The organism is Nocardia otitidiscaviarum, from assembly GCF_007362295.1.
Taxonomy (GTDB): Bacteria; Actinomycetota; Actinomycetes; order Mycobacteriales; family Mycobacteriaceae; genus Nocardia; species Nocardia otitidiscaviarum.
The window spans coordinates 2,880,043-2,897,350 of record NZ_CP041695.1 but is presented as its reverse complement, the minus strand read 5'-3'; the positions used below and the strand labels follow the sequence as shown (position 1 = coordinate 2,897,350).

Annotated in this window: 3 protein-coding genes; all 3 read right to left on the bottom strand. The window is 71.1% G+C overall.

Going from position 1 to position 17,308, the window contains the following annotated elements; translation table 11 throughout:
* Positions 1-52 precede the first annotated feature (52 nt).
* The gene (locus FOH10_RS12645) at positions 53-1,039 is read right to left on the bottom strand and encodes an ATP-binding cassette domain-containing protein (protein WP_143980846.1); all 987 of its coding nucleotides are present in this window, start codon (positions 1,037-1,039) and stop codon (positions 53-55) included.
* Complete coding sequence (locus tag FOH10_RS12640; RefSeq protein ID WP_143980845.1) at positions 1,036-14,661, bottom strand: non-ribosomal peptide synthetase; 13,626 nt, start codon at positions 14,659-14,661, stop codon at positions 1,036-1,038. The genes FOH10_RS12645 and FOH10_RS12640 overlap by 4 nt, the downstream gene beginning before the upstream one ends.
* Positions 14,662-15,085: 424 nt before the next feature.
* Entirely contained in the window at positions 15,086-16,747 is a 1,662-nt protein-coding gene (lnt, locus tag FOH10_RS12635) for an apolipoprotein N-acyltransferase (RefSeq protein WP_244962072.1), read from the bottom strand.
* Between the last annotated feature and the right edge of the window lie 561 nt (positions 16,748-17,308).

Sequence of the window (17,308 nt, the reverse complement as noted above, 5' to 3'; positions counted from 1 at the left end):
GCCACGACGACTTCGAATCCCCACCCGATCCCCCGATACCCCCTGCTGCCGGTTACGACAGCACTTCCTCCTGGACGCCCGTCGGGCGCGGCGCGGGCTGTTTCGCGGATGTGCCCGTGAGCGACAGGAATACGTCGTCGAGGCTGGGCCGGTGCACGGACGCGTCGACCACGTGCACGCCCGCGTCGTCGAGCCGCCGCAACGCTTCGACCATGGTGCGGGTGCCGTCGGAGACCACCACCACGACCTGGTCGGTCCCCTCGTCGTAGGTCGGTTCGCCGATGCCGACCTCGGCCAGCACCTTGCGCGCCGGGGCCGGATCCTGCCCCGTGGCCAGGGTGACGGTCAGCTTGTCGCCGCCGATGGAGGTCTTGAGTTCGTCGGCGGAGCCGCGGGCGATGACCCGCCCGCGGTCGATGACGGTGATCCGGTCGGCGAGCAGGTCGGCTTCCTCCAGGTACTGGGTGGTGAGCAGTACGGTGGTGCCGTCGTCCACGAGGTCGCCGATCACCCGCCACATATCGAGGCGGGCGCGCGGATCGAGTCCGGTGGTGGGTTCGTCGAGCACCACCACCGGCGGGCGGGAGACCAGCGCGCCCGCCAGGTCGAGGCGGCGCGCCATACCGCCGGAGTAGGTGCCCGCCCGCCGTCCGGCCGCGAATTCCAGGCCGAGCGCGCTCAGCAGTTCGCTGGCGCGCCCGGCGGCCTGCCGGTGGCTCATGCCGTACAGCCGCGCCACCATCCGCAGATTCTCGAAGCCGGACAGGTTGGCGTCCACGGCCGCGTACTGCCCGGACAGCCCGAGCCGGGTGCGGACCCGGGCGGGCTCCTTGAGCGCGTCCACGCCCGCCACCTTCACGGTGCCCGCGCTGGGGCGCAGCAGGGTGGTGACGATGCGGACCGTGGTGGTCTTGCCCGCTCCGTTGGGTCCGAGCAGTCCCATGACGGTCCCGGACGGGATCTCCAGATCGATCCCGTCCAGCACCCGCACCTTGCCGTAGTACTTGACCAGTCCGGAGATCTCCACCGCGAGACTCATCGGGTCTCCTCCCCTTCGGTTGCGTTGCCGCCCAGTTGTTCTCGCAGTACCGGGCCGATCACGCTGAGTGATTCCGGTGTGGTCATCCCGGAGTGGCGGCACCGCACCAGGTGGTCGTGCACCGTGCCGGTGACGTACGGCTGCCAGGCGTCGGCGCAGCGGTCCGGGTGGGCGCGGTTGATCTCGTCGTCGGCGGCGGTGAAGAACAGCATGTCGCCGTCGAAGACGCGCGGCCGGAAGCCGTGCGCCAGGGTGACGCCATTGGTGCAGCCGACGTAGAGCCGTTCCAGATGCTCGACGGTGAGCGCGGCGAACGGGCCGGGCCGGTTGCGCAGCAGTTCGGCCGCCTCCTGCAGGTTCATCCGCGGATCGATATCGGTATCGCCCCCGAGCAGGTCGCTACCGAACTCACCGATGATGTCGGCGATGGACGGGATGCCGCGTTCGAGCAGTTCGTCGGACAGCTGGAAGCTGTCCATCAGCCCGAGCAGCGCCACCTCGTCGCCCGCATCCTGCAACTGCACGGCCATCTCGTGGGCGATGAGGCCGCCCAGCGACCAGCCGAGCAGGTGGTACGGCCCCTCCGCCTGCACCGTCTTCAGCTGCGCCACATAGTGTTTCGCGGCCTCCACCACGGAGCTGTGGCTGTCCGCGCCGTTCACGTGCGGCGCCTGCAGGCCGTAGAGCGGGCGGTCGGCGGGCAGGTGTGCGAGCAGGCCCGCGAAGCACCAGGACAACCCGATGGCCGGGTGCACGCACCACAGCGGGGCTCCGGTCATGGTGGCTCCGGTCCGGATGGGCAGCACCGGTTCCAGCGCGGCCGACAGCACCGAGTCCAGATCGCCGTGCGCCTCCTGCAGCTTGTGCGCGATGGCGGCCGGACTGGATTCGCCGAACATGGCCTGCACCGGCAGCGCGATGCCGTCGGCGCGCAGATGCGCCACCACCTTGGTGGCGAGCAGCGAGTTGCCGCCCAGTTCGAAGAAGCCGTCGTCCACGCCCACCCTGTCGAGGCCGAGTACATCGGCGAAGGCCGCGCACAGCGCCGCTTCGGTGGGGTTGGTCGGGGCCCGGTAGCCCTCGCGGGCGGTGAACACCGGTTCCGGCAGCGCCTTGCGGTCCAGTTTGCCCACCGGCGACAGCGGCACCCGGTCCAGCAGCATGATCGACTGCGGGACCATGTAATTCGGTACCAGGTCGGCCAGGAAGGTGGTCAACTCCAGGACGGTCGGCGCGCTGCCGGCGCGCGGCTTCACGTATGCGACCAGCGCCGTCACGCCCGCCGGGGTGCGATGGCCGATGGTGTGCGCGAACTCCACCGCCGGATGTTTGGCCAGCGCGGCGTCGATCTCGCCGAGTTCGATGCGGAAGCCGCGGATCTTGACCTGATGGTCGGTGCGGCCCATGTATTCGAGATCGCGCACCCGCCCGTCGCGGGCGCACCAGCGCACCAGGTCACCGGTGCGGTACATGCGCTCACCGGGTTTGCCGAACGGATTGGCCACGAACCGCTGCGCGGTCAGCCCCGGCCGGTGCAGGTAGCCGCGCGCCAATGCCGGTCCGGCCAGCTGCAATTCGCCGGTGACGCCCGCGGGCGTCGGATGCAGCCGCCCGTCGAGCACGGTGGCGTGCACGCCCCGGATGGGTTCGCCGATGGTGATGGGCACGCCCTCGCCCATCGGCTCCGACATGACGGTGACGATGGTGGTCTCGGTCGGCCCGTACACGTTGTAGAGCTTGCTGGTGCCGTTGGCCCACCGGGTGACCAGATCCGGCGGCAGCGCCTCACCGCCCACCAGGATGTGCCGCATCTCGGTGATCCCGGTCGGATCGACGGTGCCGAGCGCGGAGGTGGTGATGAAGGCGTGGGTGATGCGCTCTTCCCGGAACACCTCACCCAGTTCCGCGCCGCCCACCACGCCGGGTGGCGTGATGACCAGGGTGGCCGCCCCGCCGAGGGCGAAGAGGATGTCGAGCATGGCGGCGTCGAAACTCGGGGTGGCGAAGTGCAGGATGCGGCAGCCGGGCCGCACCTCGAACCGGGCGGCGGTCTCGGCGGCGAAGTTGGAGATGCCGCCGTGGGTGACCACCACGCCCTTGGGGGTGCCGGTGGAGCCGGACGTGTAGATCACGTACGCCGGATTGTCCATGCGCAGCGGCAGGATCCGGTCCAGGTCCGTGATGGGCGCGTCGGAGGTGGCCAGCACCCGCCGCCGGAACGACGGCGCGTCCAGCACGGTCCAGTTGGCCCCGTCGGGCATGCGCTGCCGGTGCGCGGCCAGGGTGATGCCGATGACCGCGCCGGAGTCGGCGAGCATATGGCTGATGCGGTGTTCCGGATAGTTCGGGTCGACGGGGACGAACGCCGCGCCCGCCTTGGCGACGGCCAGCATGACCGCCACCGATTCGGCCGAGCGCGGAATGCCCATGGCGACCAGGGTTTCCGGTCCCACGCCCTGTCCGATGAGCACCCGGGCCAGCCGGTTGGTCCAGCGGTCGAGCGCGTCGTAGGAGATCTGGGTGCCCGCGGCGCGCACGGCCACGGCCTGCCGGTCGACATTGGCGGCGGCCTCGAACACCTGTGGGAAGGTGATGGGCCGTCCGGGGGTGCTGCCCCGCACCGGCGCGAGCGCCGACCATTCGTCGGAGTCGAGCAGTTCCAGATCGCCCACCGCGGTGCCGGGATGGGTGGCGGCCGCGCTGACCAGCCGCACGAAGCGCTCACCCAGCCGCCGCGCGGTGGCCTCGTCGAACAGGTCGGCGGCGTAGTTCACGTTCACCGTGATGCCGTCGGGTTCGCGCTCCGGGCTCCACGCCTCGGTGAGGGTGAACTGCAGATCGAATTTGGCGATGCCGGGGTCGGCGTCGTCGGCCTCGATGCGCAGGCCGGGCAGTTCGAGCACGCGCAGCGGCTGGTTCTGCACCGACAGCATGACCTGGAACATGGGGTGGTGGGCCTGGGAGCGCACCGGATTGAGCACCTCGACCAGCCGCTCGAACGGGACGTCGGCGTGGGCGAAGGCTTCCAGGTCGGTGTCACGCACCTGGTGCAGCAGCTCGGCGAAGGTGGCCCCGCCGCGAATCCGGCTGCGCAACACCAGGGTTCCGACGAACATGCCGACCATGCGGTCGAGCGCGGGGTGGCCGCGTCCGGCGATGGGCGTGCCGACGGTGATGTCGTCCCCGCTGGTGAGCCGGTGCAGCAGGGTGACCAGCGCGGCGTGCAGCACCATGAACATGGTCACGCCGTGCTCGGCCGCCACGGCCTGCAGCTCGCGGTGGGTGAAGGCGTCGATATGGCAGTTCACGGTGCCGCCGCGGTAGCTCGGCACCGGCGGGCGCGGCCGGTCGGCGGGCACCTGGAGCAGCTCCGGAATGCCGTGCAGGGCCGTGCGCCAGTAGTCGAGCTGACGGCTGATCACCGATTCCGGATCGTCCTCGCGGCCGAGGACGTCCCGCTGCCACAGCGTGTAGTCGGCGTACTGCACCGGCAGCTCCGGCCACTCCGGGGTCTGTCCGGCGACGTGCGCCCGGTAGGCGGCGGCCACGTCGGCCGCCAGGGGTCCCAGCGACCAGCCGTCCATGGCGATGTGATGCACCACCAGGACGAGCATGTGGTCGTCGGCGGCCAGGCGCAGCAGCTCCGCGCGCAGCGGGGCCTGGGTGCCGAGGTCGAATCCGGCGGCGGCGATGCGCTGGATCTCGGCGTGCACCTGCTCCGGGTCCGCGCCGCGCACGGGCAGCGCGATGGCGCAGGCGTCCGCGTCGAGCACCACCTGACTGGGTTCGCCGTCCAGCTCCGGGAAGACGGTGCGCAGCGTCTCGTGCCGCCGCTGCACCGCGTGTACGGCGGCGCGCAGGGCGGCTACGTCCAGGTCGCCGTGCAGGCGCAGGGCGACCGGAATGTTGTACGCACCCAGGGTTTCCGCGTCCCCGGAGGCATTGAAGCGTTCCAGGAACCACAGCCGTCGCTGCGCCGCCGACAGCGGAACCCGTTCCGGCCGTGTCTGTTTGCGCGGTTCGGGCCGCAGTTCGGCGGTACCGGCTCCGGCGTCGAGCTGAGCGGCGAGTCCGGCCACGGTCGGGGCCGCGAACACGGTGCGCACCTCGAGCCGGGTCCCGGTGGCGGCCGCCAGTCGTGCCACCAGCTGGGTCGCCAGCAGCGAGTTGCCGCCGATCTCGAAGAACGAGTCGTCCGCGCCGATGCCCTCACCGCCCACCAGCTCCGCCATCACGGCGGCCACGAGCCGCTCGGTGTCCGTCTCGGGGGCCCGGGAGACCGCCGCCACCACCGCCTGCGGTGCGGGCAGGGCGTCGCGGTCGAGTTTGCCGACCGGGGTGAGCGGAATGCGGTCGAGCGGGGTGAGGCTGCTGGGCACCATATGGGCGGGCAGCTGGTCGGCGGCGTGTGCGCGCAGGGCCTCCGGGTCGAATGCGCCGCCGTCGGCGGGCAGTACGAAGGACACGATCCGCGGGGTGCCCGCGATCTCGCGAACCTCGGTGTGTGCGAAGCGGATTCCCGGATGCCCGGTGAGCACGGCGTCGATCTCGCCGAGTTCGATGCGGAAGCCGCGCACCTTCACCTGGTGGTCGCTGCGGCCCAGGTAGGTGAGTTCTCCGGTGCCGGTCCAGCGCACCACATCGCCGGTGCGGTACATCCGCCCGCCTTCGGGGCCGTACGGGTCGGCCACGAATCGGGCCGCGGTGAGCCCGAAGCGGTCGAAATAGCCGCGCGCCACGCCCATACCGCCGAGGTACAGCTCGCCCGGCACCCCGACGGGCACCGGCCGCAGCCGTTCGTCGAGGACCAGCGCCCGCGCCCCGCGCACCAGGGTGCCGATGGTGACCGGATCGCCCGGCACCATGGGTCCGGCGATGCTGATGACGACGGTGGTCTCGGTGGGACCGTAGCCGTTGAACATCATCCGCCCGGGTGCCCAGCGCGCCACCAGTTCCGGCCCGCACGCCTCACCGCCGACCATGACGGCCCGCAGGTGCGGCAGCTCCCACCGGTCGCGGTCGATGGTGGCCAGCGCGGCCGGGGTCATGAAGGTGTGGCTGACGCGTTCGCGGTCCATGAGCGCGGCCAGTTCGTCGCCGCCGTACACATCGGGCGGGCAGATCACCATGGTCGCACCGGAGCCGACGGCCAGCAGCAGGTCGAAAACGGCCGCGTCGAAGCTGGGCGAGGAGAAGTGCATGGTGCGCGAATCACGGTCGACGCGCATGCGTTCGCGGATCTCGTCGGCGAAGTTGGACAGTCCGCCGTGGGTGACGGCCACGCCCTTGGGTCGCCCGGTGGATCCGGAGGTGTAGATGACGTAGGCCAGATCCCCGGTCCACAGCGTGGTGATCCGGTCCATATCGGTGATGGGACCGCCGTCCACGGCCTCGAATTCCTCGATCAGGCCGGGATCGTCGAGCAGCAGCCAGTCGATGGCGTGGCCGTCGGCGGCGGCCTCCAGCCGGGCGGCGTGATCGGACATGCTCACCCCGACCCGGCAGCCGGAGTCGGTGAGCATGTGCCGGATCCGGTCGGCCGGATAATTGGGGTCCACGGGCACGAACGCCGCCCCGGCCTTGGCCACCGCGAGCACGGTGAGCACCGATTCCAGGGAGCGGGTCAGGCCCAGCGCCACCCGGTCGCCGGGTCCGATACCGCGGCGGATGAAAGCGCGGCCCAGCCGGTTCGAGTAGGCGTCGGCCTCGACGTAGGTGAGTTCGGTGCCGTCGGCGCTGAGGAACACCCGGTCCGGGTTGAGGTGCGCGGTGGCGGCGAAGTAGGCCGCCAGGCTGCACTGCGGTTCCGGCGCGGGGCCCCACGCCGGGGCGAGCAGTTCGCATTCGGCATCGGTGCGGGCGTCGATATCGCGGATGCGCACCCGCGGGTCGATGCTGATCGCATCCAGGACGCGCACCAGCCGCTCGGCCAGGGTCTCGACCGTGTGCCGATCGAAAAGCTCGGTGGCATAGACGAATTCGTAGGCCCGCTGCTCGGCGTCGGGACCGGGCAGCACCCGCAGCTCCAGATCGAATTTGGCGCGGGCGATATCGAGTTCGGAGGCCTCGAGCGCCAGCCCGGGCAGTTGCAGCACCGGGCGCGGCGTGTCCTGCACCGTGAGTGCCACCTGCAGCAGCGGCCGCAGGCCGCCCGCGGTCGCGCCGAGCGCCTCCACCACCCGTTCGAAGGGCACCTCGGCATGGGCCATGGCCGCGAGTTCGGTATCGCGGTCGGCCTGCAGCAGTTCGCCGAAGTGCCGGTCCGGGTGCACATCCGAGCGCAGCACCAGGGTGTTGACGAACATGCCGACGAGGTCGTCGAGCCGGGTGTCGGTGCGTCCGGCCACCGGCGTACCGATGACGATGTCGCGCCCGCCGGTGACGATGCGCAGCAGCACCGCCAGCGCCGAGCGCAGCATCATGAAGGTGGACACCCCGTGCGCGCGGGCGATATCGGCGAGCCGCTGCTGCATGTCGCCGGCCACCTCGAAGCGCACGGCCGCCGCGTGCTGGGTCGGCTCGCTCGGGCGCGGCCGGTCGTAGGGCAGCGGCAGTTCCTCCGGCAGATCGGCCAGTGCGTGCCGCCAGTAGGCGAGCTGGGTGGCGGCGGCGCTGTCCGGGTCGGATTCCGCGCCCAGGCAGTCGCGCTGCCACAGGCTGAAGTCCGCGTACTGCACCGGCAGCGGCGACCAGACCGGGGCCGCGCCGCCGCGCCGCGCGGTGTAGGCGTTGGCCAGATCCCGGGTGAGCGGTCCCAGCGACCAGCCGTCGGCGGCGATGTGGTGCAGCACGATGCCGAGCACGTGCTGGTGGGATCCGGTGCGCAGCAGGCTGACCCGCAGCGGAATCTCCCGGGCGAGGTCGAAGCCGCGCTGGGCGAACCGGTCCAGTTCGGCGTCGACCTCGGCCGCGTCGAGCTCGACGGCCGCCAGGTCGGGCAGGCAGCCCGCGGCGTCCAGGACCACCTGGTGCGCGCCGTCGCCATCCTCCGGGAAGACGGTGCGCAGCACCTCGTGCCGCCGCATCAGGTCGGCCAGGGCCGCCCGCAGCGCCGCCACATCCAGGTCGCCGCTGATTCGCAGCGCGAAAGCGATGTTGTAGGCGCTGGATTCGGGGGAATATCTATTGAGGAACCACAGTCGCTGCTGGGGCAGCGACAGCGGGATGCGTTCCGGACGCGGGGCATGCACAGCCAGCGCCGCCCGTTGCGTCCGGGGCGCTTCCGCCAACCGCGCGGCCACCCCCGCCACCGTGGGCACCTCGAAGATGGCGCGCACCGGCAGCTCCACCCCGAACTCGGCGTGCAGGGCGGCGGTGAGGCGGGTGGCGAGCAGCGAATTGCCGCCCATGTCGAAGAAGTTGTCGTCGGCGCCCGCCACCGGCATGCCGAGGACGGCGCCGAAGGTCTGCGCCACCCGCTTCTCCGTGTCGGTCTCCGGCGCGCGCGAGGGTGTCGCGGCGGCGAAATCCGGTGCGGGCAGGGCCTTGCGGTCGAGTTTGCCGGACGGCGAGACCGGCATGGCGTCGAGCATCACCAGTGCCGCGGGCACCATGTACCCGGGCAGGCGTCCGCGCGCGGTCTCCAGCACCGCGGCGGTGTCGACATCGCCCTCGGCGGTGAGGTAGCCGACCAGGCGCGGCGTGCCGCGCTCGTCGGAGTGCACCACGGTGAGCGCGAAGGTGACGCCCGGGTGCGCGCGCAGTACATGGTCGATCTCGCGCAGTTCGATGCGGAAGCCGCGGATCTTGATCTGATCGTCGGCACGGCCCAGGAAGCGCAGCTGGCCGGTGCCGTCGGTGACCACGAGATCGCCGGTGCGGTACATGCGTTCGCCGCGGCGGCCGTGCGGATTGGCCGGGAAGCGCTGCGCGGTCAGACCGTGGCGGCCCAGGTAGCCGCGCGCCAGGCCGGGCCCGGACAGGTACAGCTCCCCCGCCACGCCGGGCGGTACCGGATGCAGTCGCCCGTCGAGCACGAACAGCCGCATACCGCGCACGGGCAGGCCGATGGGCACCGGACGCCCCGCCTCCATGGGTCCGGTGGCGGTGGCGGCGACGGTCGCCTCGGACGGGCCGTACATATTGTGCATGCGGCGGCCCGCGCCCCCGCGTGCCCGCGGATCGGTCCAGGTCCGGACCAGTTCCTCCGGGCAGGCTTCACCGCCGACGATGACGGCCTCGAGGTCGTCCAGATCCTCCGGAGGCACGGTGCCGAGCGCGGCGGGCGTGATGAAGGCGTGCGTCACCCGCTCCTCGCGCAGCAGGCGCGCCAGTTCCGCGCCGCCGTACATTCCCGCGGGCGCGACCACGATGGTGGCGCCGGCCGCGAAGCCGAGCAGCAGTTCCAGCACCGAGGCGTCGAAGCTGGGTGAGGAGAAGTGCAGGGTGCGGGCGCTGTCGGTGACCCGGAACAGGTGCATCTGCTCATGTGCCAGCGAGGCCAGACCGGCATGCGTCACCACCACGGCCTTCGGCGTGCCCGTCGATCCGGAGGTGTAGATGAGGTAGGCCGGATGCGCGATGCGCAGCGGGTGGTGCCGGTCGGCGTCGGTGAGCGGGGTATCGGGGAATCGGGCGCATTCGGCGGCCAGTTCCGCGGAGCCGATGAGCAGCCAGTCCACGTAGGACTTGCGGTGGCGGCCGCGGCTGCCCGGCCAGTCCGGCATGGCGTCGCGATATTCGGGATCGGTGAGCCCGAGCATGGCCCCGGAGTCGGACAGCATGTGCGCGATGCGGTCGGCCGGATAGTCCGGGTCGATGGGCACGTAGGCGGCGCCGGTCTTGGCGACCGACCAGACCGCGAGCACGCAGTCCAGGGTGCGCGGCAGCGCGATGGCCACCACCACCTCCGGGCCCGCGCCGTGTTCGATGAGCACGCGCGCCAACCGGTTCGAGCGCTCGTCGAGTTCGCGGTAGGTGGTGTCGACGCCCAGGTAGCGCACCGCCACCGCGTCGGGCACGCGTTCGGCGGTGTCGGTGAGCAGCCGGGCCAGGGTCACCGCCGGTTCGGCCGGAGATCCCATGATGGGCACCAGTTTCGCGGTTTCCCGGACGTCCAGCAGCGGCAGATCGCCGACGGCGACGCTCGGATCGGCGACACCCGCGGTGAGCACCGCGGTGAAGCGCCGGGCGATGGCCTCCACCGTGGCGTGGTCGAACACGTCGGTGGCATAACCGAATTCGGCGGTGAGCGGACCGTCCGGCGCACCGTCGCCGCCCGGGCCGGGCTCGTGCACGGTGAGCTGGAGGTCGAACTTCGCCACGTCCACGGCCATGGGCAGCACCCGCGACGACAGCCCGGCCAGGTCGATGCGCAGGTCCGGGGTGTTGTCGTAGGACAGCATGACCTGGAACAGCGGATGCCGGGCGGCGGAGCGCTCCGGATTCACCACCTCCACCAGGCGTTCGAACGGCACGTCGGCATTGGCGAAGGCATCGAGGTCGGTATCGCGGACCTCAGTGAGCATGCGATCGAATCCGGCCGCCGGATCCACCCGGGTGCGCAGCACCAGGGTGTTGACGAACATGCCGACGACATCCTCGAGCGCCGGATCGGTGCGGCCCGCGATGGGGGTGCCGATGGCGATATCACCGGTATTGCACAGCCGCGCCAGCACCGCGGCCAGCGCCGCGTGCAGCACCATGAACACGCTGACGCCGCGTTCGGCCGCCAATTCGGCCATGGCACGCCGGGTTTCGGCGGCGATGGTGAATTCGACGCGGCCGCCCGCGGTGGACCGCTGCCGCGGGCGCGGCCGGTCCAGGGGCAGGTCCAGCTGATCGGGCAGCTCGGCCAGGGCCGACCGCCAGTAGGCCAGCTGCCGGGCCAGTGCCGAGGCCGGATCGGATTCGTCGCCGAGCAGTTCCCGCTGCCACAGCGCGAAATCCGCGTACTGCACCGGCAGTGGCGTCCAGTCCGGGGCGTGCCCGGCGGTGCGGGCGGCGACGGCGGTCATGATGTCGCGGGCCAGCGGTGCGATGGACCAGCCGTCGCCGCTGATGTGGTGCAGCACCACCAGGAAGACGTGCGTGTCCGGGCCGGTGGCGTAGAGCGCCACCCGGATCGGGGCCTGGCTGCGCAGATCGAAGCCGTAACCGGCGTATTCGGTGGCCAGGGCGACCACATCGGCGTCGGTGGCGTCGATGGGGTCCAGGGTGAGCGGTATCTCCGAGGCCGGGTGCACCAGCTGGCAGGGTCCCTCCGGCGAGTCCGGGAAGGTGGTGCGCAGCGCCTCGTGCCGTTCCAGCACGTCGAGCAGACCGGCGCGCAGTGCCGAGATGTCCAGCGCCCCGGTCAGTTCCACGGCCAGGGGCATGTTGTAGGCGGCCGCGTGCTCGTCGAAGCGGTTGAGGATCCACAGTCGCTGCTGGGCCTGCGACAGCGGGATGTGCCGCGGTCGCGGCCCGGCCACCAGTCGCGGCGAGGAATCGTCGGGGCCGTGGTCGTCGAAGTGCGCGGCCAGTGCCGCGACCGTGGGGTGTTCGAAGAGGTCGCGGATGGTGAGCGTGCCGCCGAGCGCGGCGTTGATCCGGCCGACGGCGCGGGCGGCCGACAGTGAATTGCCGCCGAGGTCGAAGAAGCTCTCCCCCACACCGATCTCGTCGACGCCGAGCACCTCGGCGAAGATGCCGGTGAGCCGCTGCTCCACGTCGGTGCGGGGCGCGGCCGGGGTGGGCACCGGTCGCCGCGGCCCCGCCCCGGGATCGGGCAGGGCCTTGCGGTCCACCTTGCCGTTGGCGCTGAGCGGTAGTTCGTCCAGCGGAACCAGCACCGCCGGCACCATGTAGCTGGGCAGGGTGCGCTTGAGGGCGGCGGTCAGCTCGGAGGTGTCGAGTTCGGCGACGCCGGGCGCGGCCACCACGTAGCCGACCAGATCGTCACCGCCGCGACCGCGCCGGGCCACGCAGACCGCGCGGGCGACCCGGGCATCCGCCAGCAGGGCGGCCTCGATATCGCCGAGTTCGATCCGCAGGCCGCGAATCTTGACCTGGAAGTCGCTGCGGCCCAGGTACTCCAGCACACCCACGCGGCCGACCCGCCAGCGCACCAGGTCGCCGGTGCGGTACATGCGCGCGCCGGGGGTGAAGGGGTTGGCCACGAACCGGTCGGCGGTCAGGCCCGCCCGACCCAGATAGCCGCGGGCCAGCTGCACACCCGCCAGATACAGCTCACCCACCACCCCGGGAGCGACCGGCTGCAACCGAGCGTCGAGCACATAGGTGCTGGTGTTCCAGATGGGCGAGCCGATGGGCACATCGGTCGCGCCGGGCGCGCAGTGCCAGGCGGTGACGTCCACGGCGGCCTCGGTGGGGCCGTACAGGTTGTGCAGCTGCGGGGCATCCGGCCCGGAACCCAGGGCGGCGTGGAATTCGGCGACGGTGGCGGCGGGCAGCCCCTCACCGCTGCAGAACACCCGCCGCAGCCCGGTGCAGCCGCGCACATCGGTGTCGGTGAGGAAGACCGACAGCATGGACGGCACGAAATGCGCCGTGGTGACGCCCTTCTCGGCGATGACCCGGGCGAGGTAGGCGGGGTCGCGGTGGCCGTCCGGGGTGGCGATGACCAGCCGCGAGCCGATCTGCAAGGGCCAGAAGAACTCCCACACCGAGACGTCGAAGGTGGCGGGGGTCTTCTGCAGCACCACATCGCCGCTGTCGAGCGGATAGGCGTGCTGCATCCAGCGCAGTCGGTTCACGATGGCGGCGTGGCTGACGCCGACGCCCTTGGGCTTACCGGTGGAGCCGGAGGTGAAGATGACGTAGGCCAGGTGCTCGGCGCGCAGCGGGGCCCGCCGATCGGCGTCGGTGATCGGGCGCGGGCTGTGCCCGGACAGGTCGGCGGTGTCGATATCGAGCCGCTCGGCCACGGGCAGGTCCAGCGCGTCGCGGGTGACCGTGAGCACGCACAGCGGATGCGCCTGTTCCAGCACCTGTCCGATGCGCTCGGCCGGGTGGTCCGGATCGAGGGGCAGGTAGGCCGCGCCCGCCTTGACGACGGCGTACATGCCCACCAGCAGGTCGATGCTGCGCCGAATGGCCAGGGCCACCACGGTATCCGGACCCGCGCCGCGGGCGACGAGTTCGCGGGCGAGGCGGTTGGCGCGCTCGTCGAAGGCCGCGTAGGTGAGCGTCTCGCCCTCGAATTCCAGGGCGACGCGGTGCGGGCAGGCGGCGGCCCGGTCGGCGAAGAGTCCGGCGAGGGTGCCCTCCTGTCGGGCCACCCGGGTCGAATTCCATTCGCGCAGTACGCGATCGCGTTCGTCGTCGGTGAGCACCGGCAGGGTGGCGACGCCGGTCTCGGGTGCGGCGGAGAGGAATCGGTCCAGGTAGTCGAGGAAACGGCCGTGGTGGGTGGTGAGTTCGGCGGGACCGTAGAGCCGCGGATTGGCCTCGAAGTCGATGTGGGTGCGCCCGCCCTCCCCGTTGTAGAGGTTGATGGACAGGTCCTCGACCGGGCCGGTGGAGATGATGTTGAGCGAGCCGACCAGACTGCCGAAGCGCAATTCGCTGTGGAACAGCATGATGTTGACCATCGGCCCGAAGAAGCCGCGCGCGTCACGCGAGTAGCCGCAGTCGCGCCGGATGTCGTCGCTGCGGTAGCGCTGATGCCGCAGCGCGCCGGTGATCTGGAGTTCGACCGCGCGCACGGTGTCGGCGACGGTGCTCTCGTCGGTGAAGCGGATGCGCAGCGGCACCACATTGGACACCACACCGGCCGAGCGACGCAGCGCCACGGTGGTGCGGGCGGAGACTGGCAGGCTGAGCACCACGTCCTGGGTGCCGGTGACACCGCGCACGTAGCCGGCCAGCGCCGCCACGAACAGGGTGGAGGAGTTGGTGCCCAGGGCCGCGGCGGTGGCGGCGACGGTGTCCTCGAGCGCCGGAGCCAGGACCGCGGTCGCGAGCCGGCGGCCGGCGTCGGCCACGGTGGCGACCGCGCCCGCGGCGGACAGGGTGATGGGATCGCCCACACCGTCGAGCTGTTCGCGCCAGTACTCCCCGTCCTTGAGGAAGCGGGTGGTCTCGCGATAGCGGGATTCGTCGGCGTAGATGCCGGCCAGCGGGGTCGCGCGGGAGACCACCGGTTCGGTGTGGTTCTCCAGCGCGCTGTAGATCTCCGCGGTGCGGGTGACGGCGTTCATTGCGCCGTAGCCGTCGATGACGATGTGGTGGGCGCGCGAGTACCAGAAGTACTCCGAATCCCCGACCCGCAGCACCACATTGATGGTGAGCGGATCGTGTTCGATGTCGATGGCCGAGCTGGCGTGCTCGTTCATCCAGGTCAGCGCGGCCGCCCGGGGGTCGGGTTCGGCGCGCAGGTCGATGCGCGCCCAGCCGGGCCGCCAGCTGGGGTCGACCACCTGGTGCGGGATGCCGTCGATCTCCGCGAGTCGCACATGGCCCACCTGGGTTTCGGAGCCGAAGCGCTCGATGGCGTAGAGCAGGCGGCCGACATCGAGATCGCCGTGGATCTCCACGTATTGCGCGATGGTGAGCGGAATATCGGGCCGGATGCGCTGGGCATACCAGAGGGCCGATTGCGCGGGCGACAGCGCGAAAGGTTGTGCTGAGAATTCACCAGAAGAGCATTGGTCGACGCGATCCGTGGCCAATGAACTCATCAATCACTCCGTTCTGCCGCTGTTGACGCAACTCCCCGAGCACCGCACCCGACGCTGCGACTGCCACGCGCACGCGTGTAGTCGTAGGACGTGATCCACGCCCTATGATTCGGTGCATCCCGCCGACCGGACTGGTGGCGATCTCGAGTTGTCCGGCAACGAACCTCGTTGGCGGAGTGGATTATTGATTAGCTACCTCACCGCAAACTTCGCGAAAACCGTGATCTACCAGTATTGATAGGATTCAGAGTGCGCGATACCAGCGGCGCTACTGTGACTTAGCTAACATCAGGTGAAGCTGCGGCAGGCGGGTTCGGCGGGCGTCCCTCATACGCGCCGCCGCCACGAACGGCAGGGCTGTTCCGGCTCGGACCGATCACACCCCGCGCCGGGCACGGGCCACCTCGCGTGTGGAGCCGGACGGTTATCCGGCTGCGTCCTGGTCGGCCGGCGGTGCGGGGGTGGTCGTTCGCCGGCGGATCGCTGCCGCCACGAGTGCGGCCGCGGCCAGAATACACAAGACATACTCCGGCGCGGGGCCGATCCGCGTGGCGAGTGTCGTCTCGGTGCGCAGCGGCAACTCGGCCACCAGCGCCGCGGGCACGAACTGGGCAGTCTGCTGCTGGATTCGGCCGTCCGCGCCGATCATCGCGCTCACCCCGGTGGTGGCCGAGACCACCAGTGCGCGACCGTGCTCCACCGCGCGCACCCGCGACATGGCGAGCTGCTGGTAGGTCATCTCGCTCTTGCCGAAGGTGGCGTTGTTGGTGGGCACCGTGAGGATTTCCGCGCCCGCGCGCAGCGACTGTTCGAAGGCGCGGTCGAAGGCGACCTCGTAGCAGGTGGCGACGCCGATCGGCACGCTTCCGGCGGCCGCGGTCGGCACGTCCACCACACCGTCTCCCGCACCGGGCACGAAATATCCGGCGCGATCGGCGTATTCGGAGAAGTGCCGGAAGAACTCGCGGTAGGGCAGGTATTCGCCGAAGGGCTGGATGATCTTCTTGTCGTGGCGGTCGACCGGACCGTTCGCGCCATCCCACACCATGACCGAATTCGTGGTGGTGCGATCGGAGTTGACCAGCACCGCGCCGACCAGGATCGGCGCCCCGATCGACTCGGAGGCCCGGGTGATGAGCGCGGCGGCGTCGCCGTTGCGCAGCGGATCGATATCCGACGAATTCTCCGGCCAGATCACCACATCCGGGCGGGGGACGCGACCGGCGGCCACCTCGCGGGCCAATTCCTCGGTGCGCCGGACGTGATTGTCCAGCACCGCGCGGCGCTGGGCGTTGAAGTCCAGGCCGAGGCGGGGCACGCTGCCCTGGATCGCGGCGACCGTGATCGGCCGGTTGCCGTCCTCCGGGCCGGGCAGCGCGGTCCGGAGGATCACTCCGGTGAGTGGAATGATAGCCACAAGCACGGTCGCGGAAATAATCAAGTTCCAGGATGTGGGACGCCAAGCTCCCCATCTGGAACGACGCGGGGTGTTGGCCAGGGTGTTGGCCGGGGCCTCCGCACCCGCCCGCCACCGCCGCACCGTGACCGCCAGCGCGGCCAGTCCGGTACCGGTGAGCGCCACCAGGAAACTGACCAGCGGTGCGCCGCCGAGCATGGCGTACGGCAGGTACCAGCCGTCACCCTGACCGAAAGCCAGCCTCCCCCAGGGAAATCCGCCGAACGGGAAACTCGACCGCAGCCACTCGGTGAGCGACCATCCGGCCGCCACCCACAGCGGCCACCCCGGCAGCCGCCCGACCCACCGCGCGACCACGCCGAACAGTCCCACGTACACCGCGCACACCGCCGACAGCGCCAACCACGGCACCGGTCCCACATAGATCCCGGTCCACGGCAGCAGCGGCAGGAAGAATCCCAGCCCCGCGAGCATCCCGTACCCGAATCCCGCACGCGCACGCCCACTGTCGCGTACCACCAGCGTCAGCACGGCAATGCCCACCGGGGCCAGGAACCACAGCGTGCGCGGCGGAAAACTCGCGAACAGCAACAGCCCGGCCACCACGGCCACCAGCGAACGTGCCACCACCGGATGCCGCCGCACCACACCCCCGACGCGGCCACGCACCCCACCGAGGTCCACCGCGTCCGTCACCGCCCCACCGTCACTCACGGCCGTATCCTCCACGCAGCCGATCGAGTCCCGCTACCGATGGCCCGGCAGACCACGACCACACTGCCTACCGCCTCGGGTGGCACCGGTGCCCACCGAGGTCGCCCCCGCGTGCCGAGGTGAAGACGGTGCACGCGACGACCGCCGTCGAAATCCACGGTCCCGAGATCCCGATGCCCAGTGTGCAGGCGGTGCCCCCAGCCGAATGTCGCGCCCGGTCGACTCGCCTCGGCTACCGCGCCCGCGTGATCCTGCGGTTCGACGGGACACGGTGGCACCGACGACCGGACCGCAGCGAACCGGCTGCCACCACCGATGCTCACCGCCGCACCGGGCACGCCCGATGGGTGTCGACGCGTGGTTGCGCCGAATCCGGCAGGAGCGGAGCGTGTTTCGCCGGACCTGCGGGTGGGGATGACGCACGCCGCAGCCGTCGGACCCGCGACGGACGAGCGGCGGCGCGGCGGGGTGGACGAGCAGCTTTCGACGCAGCCGCGAGTGACGGTGCCATGCCGC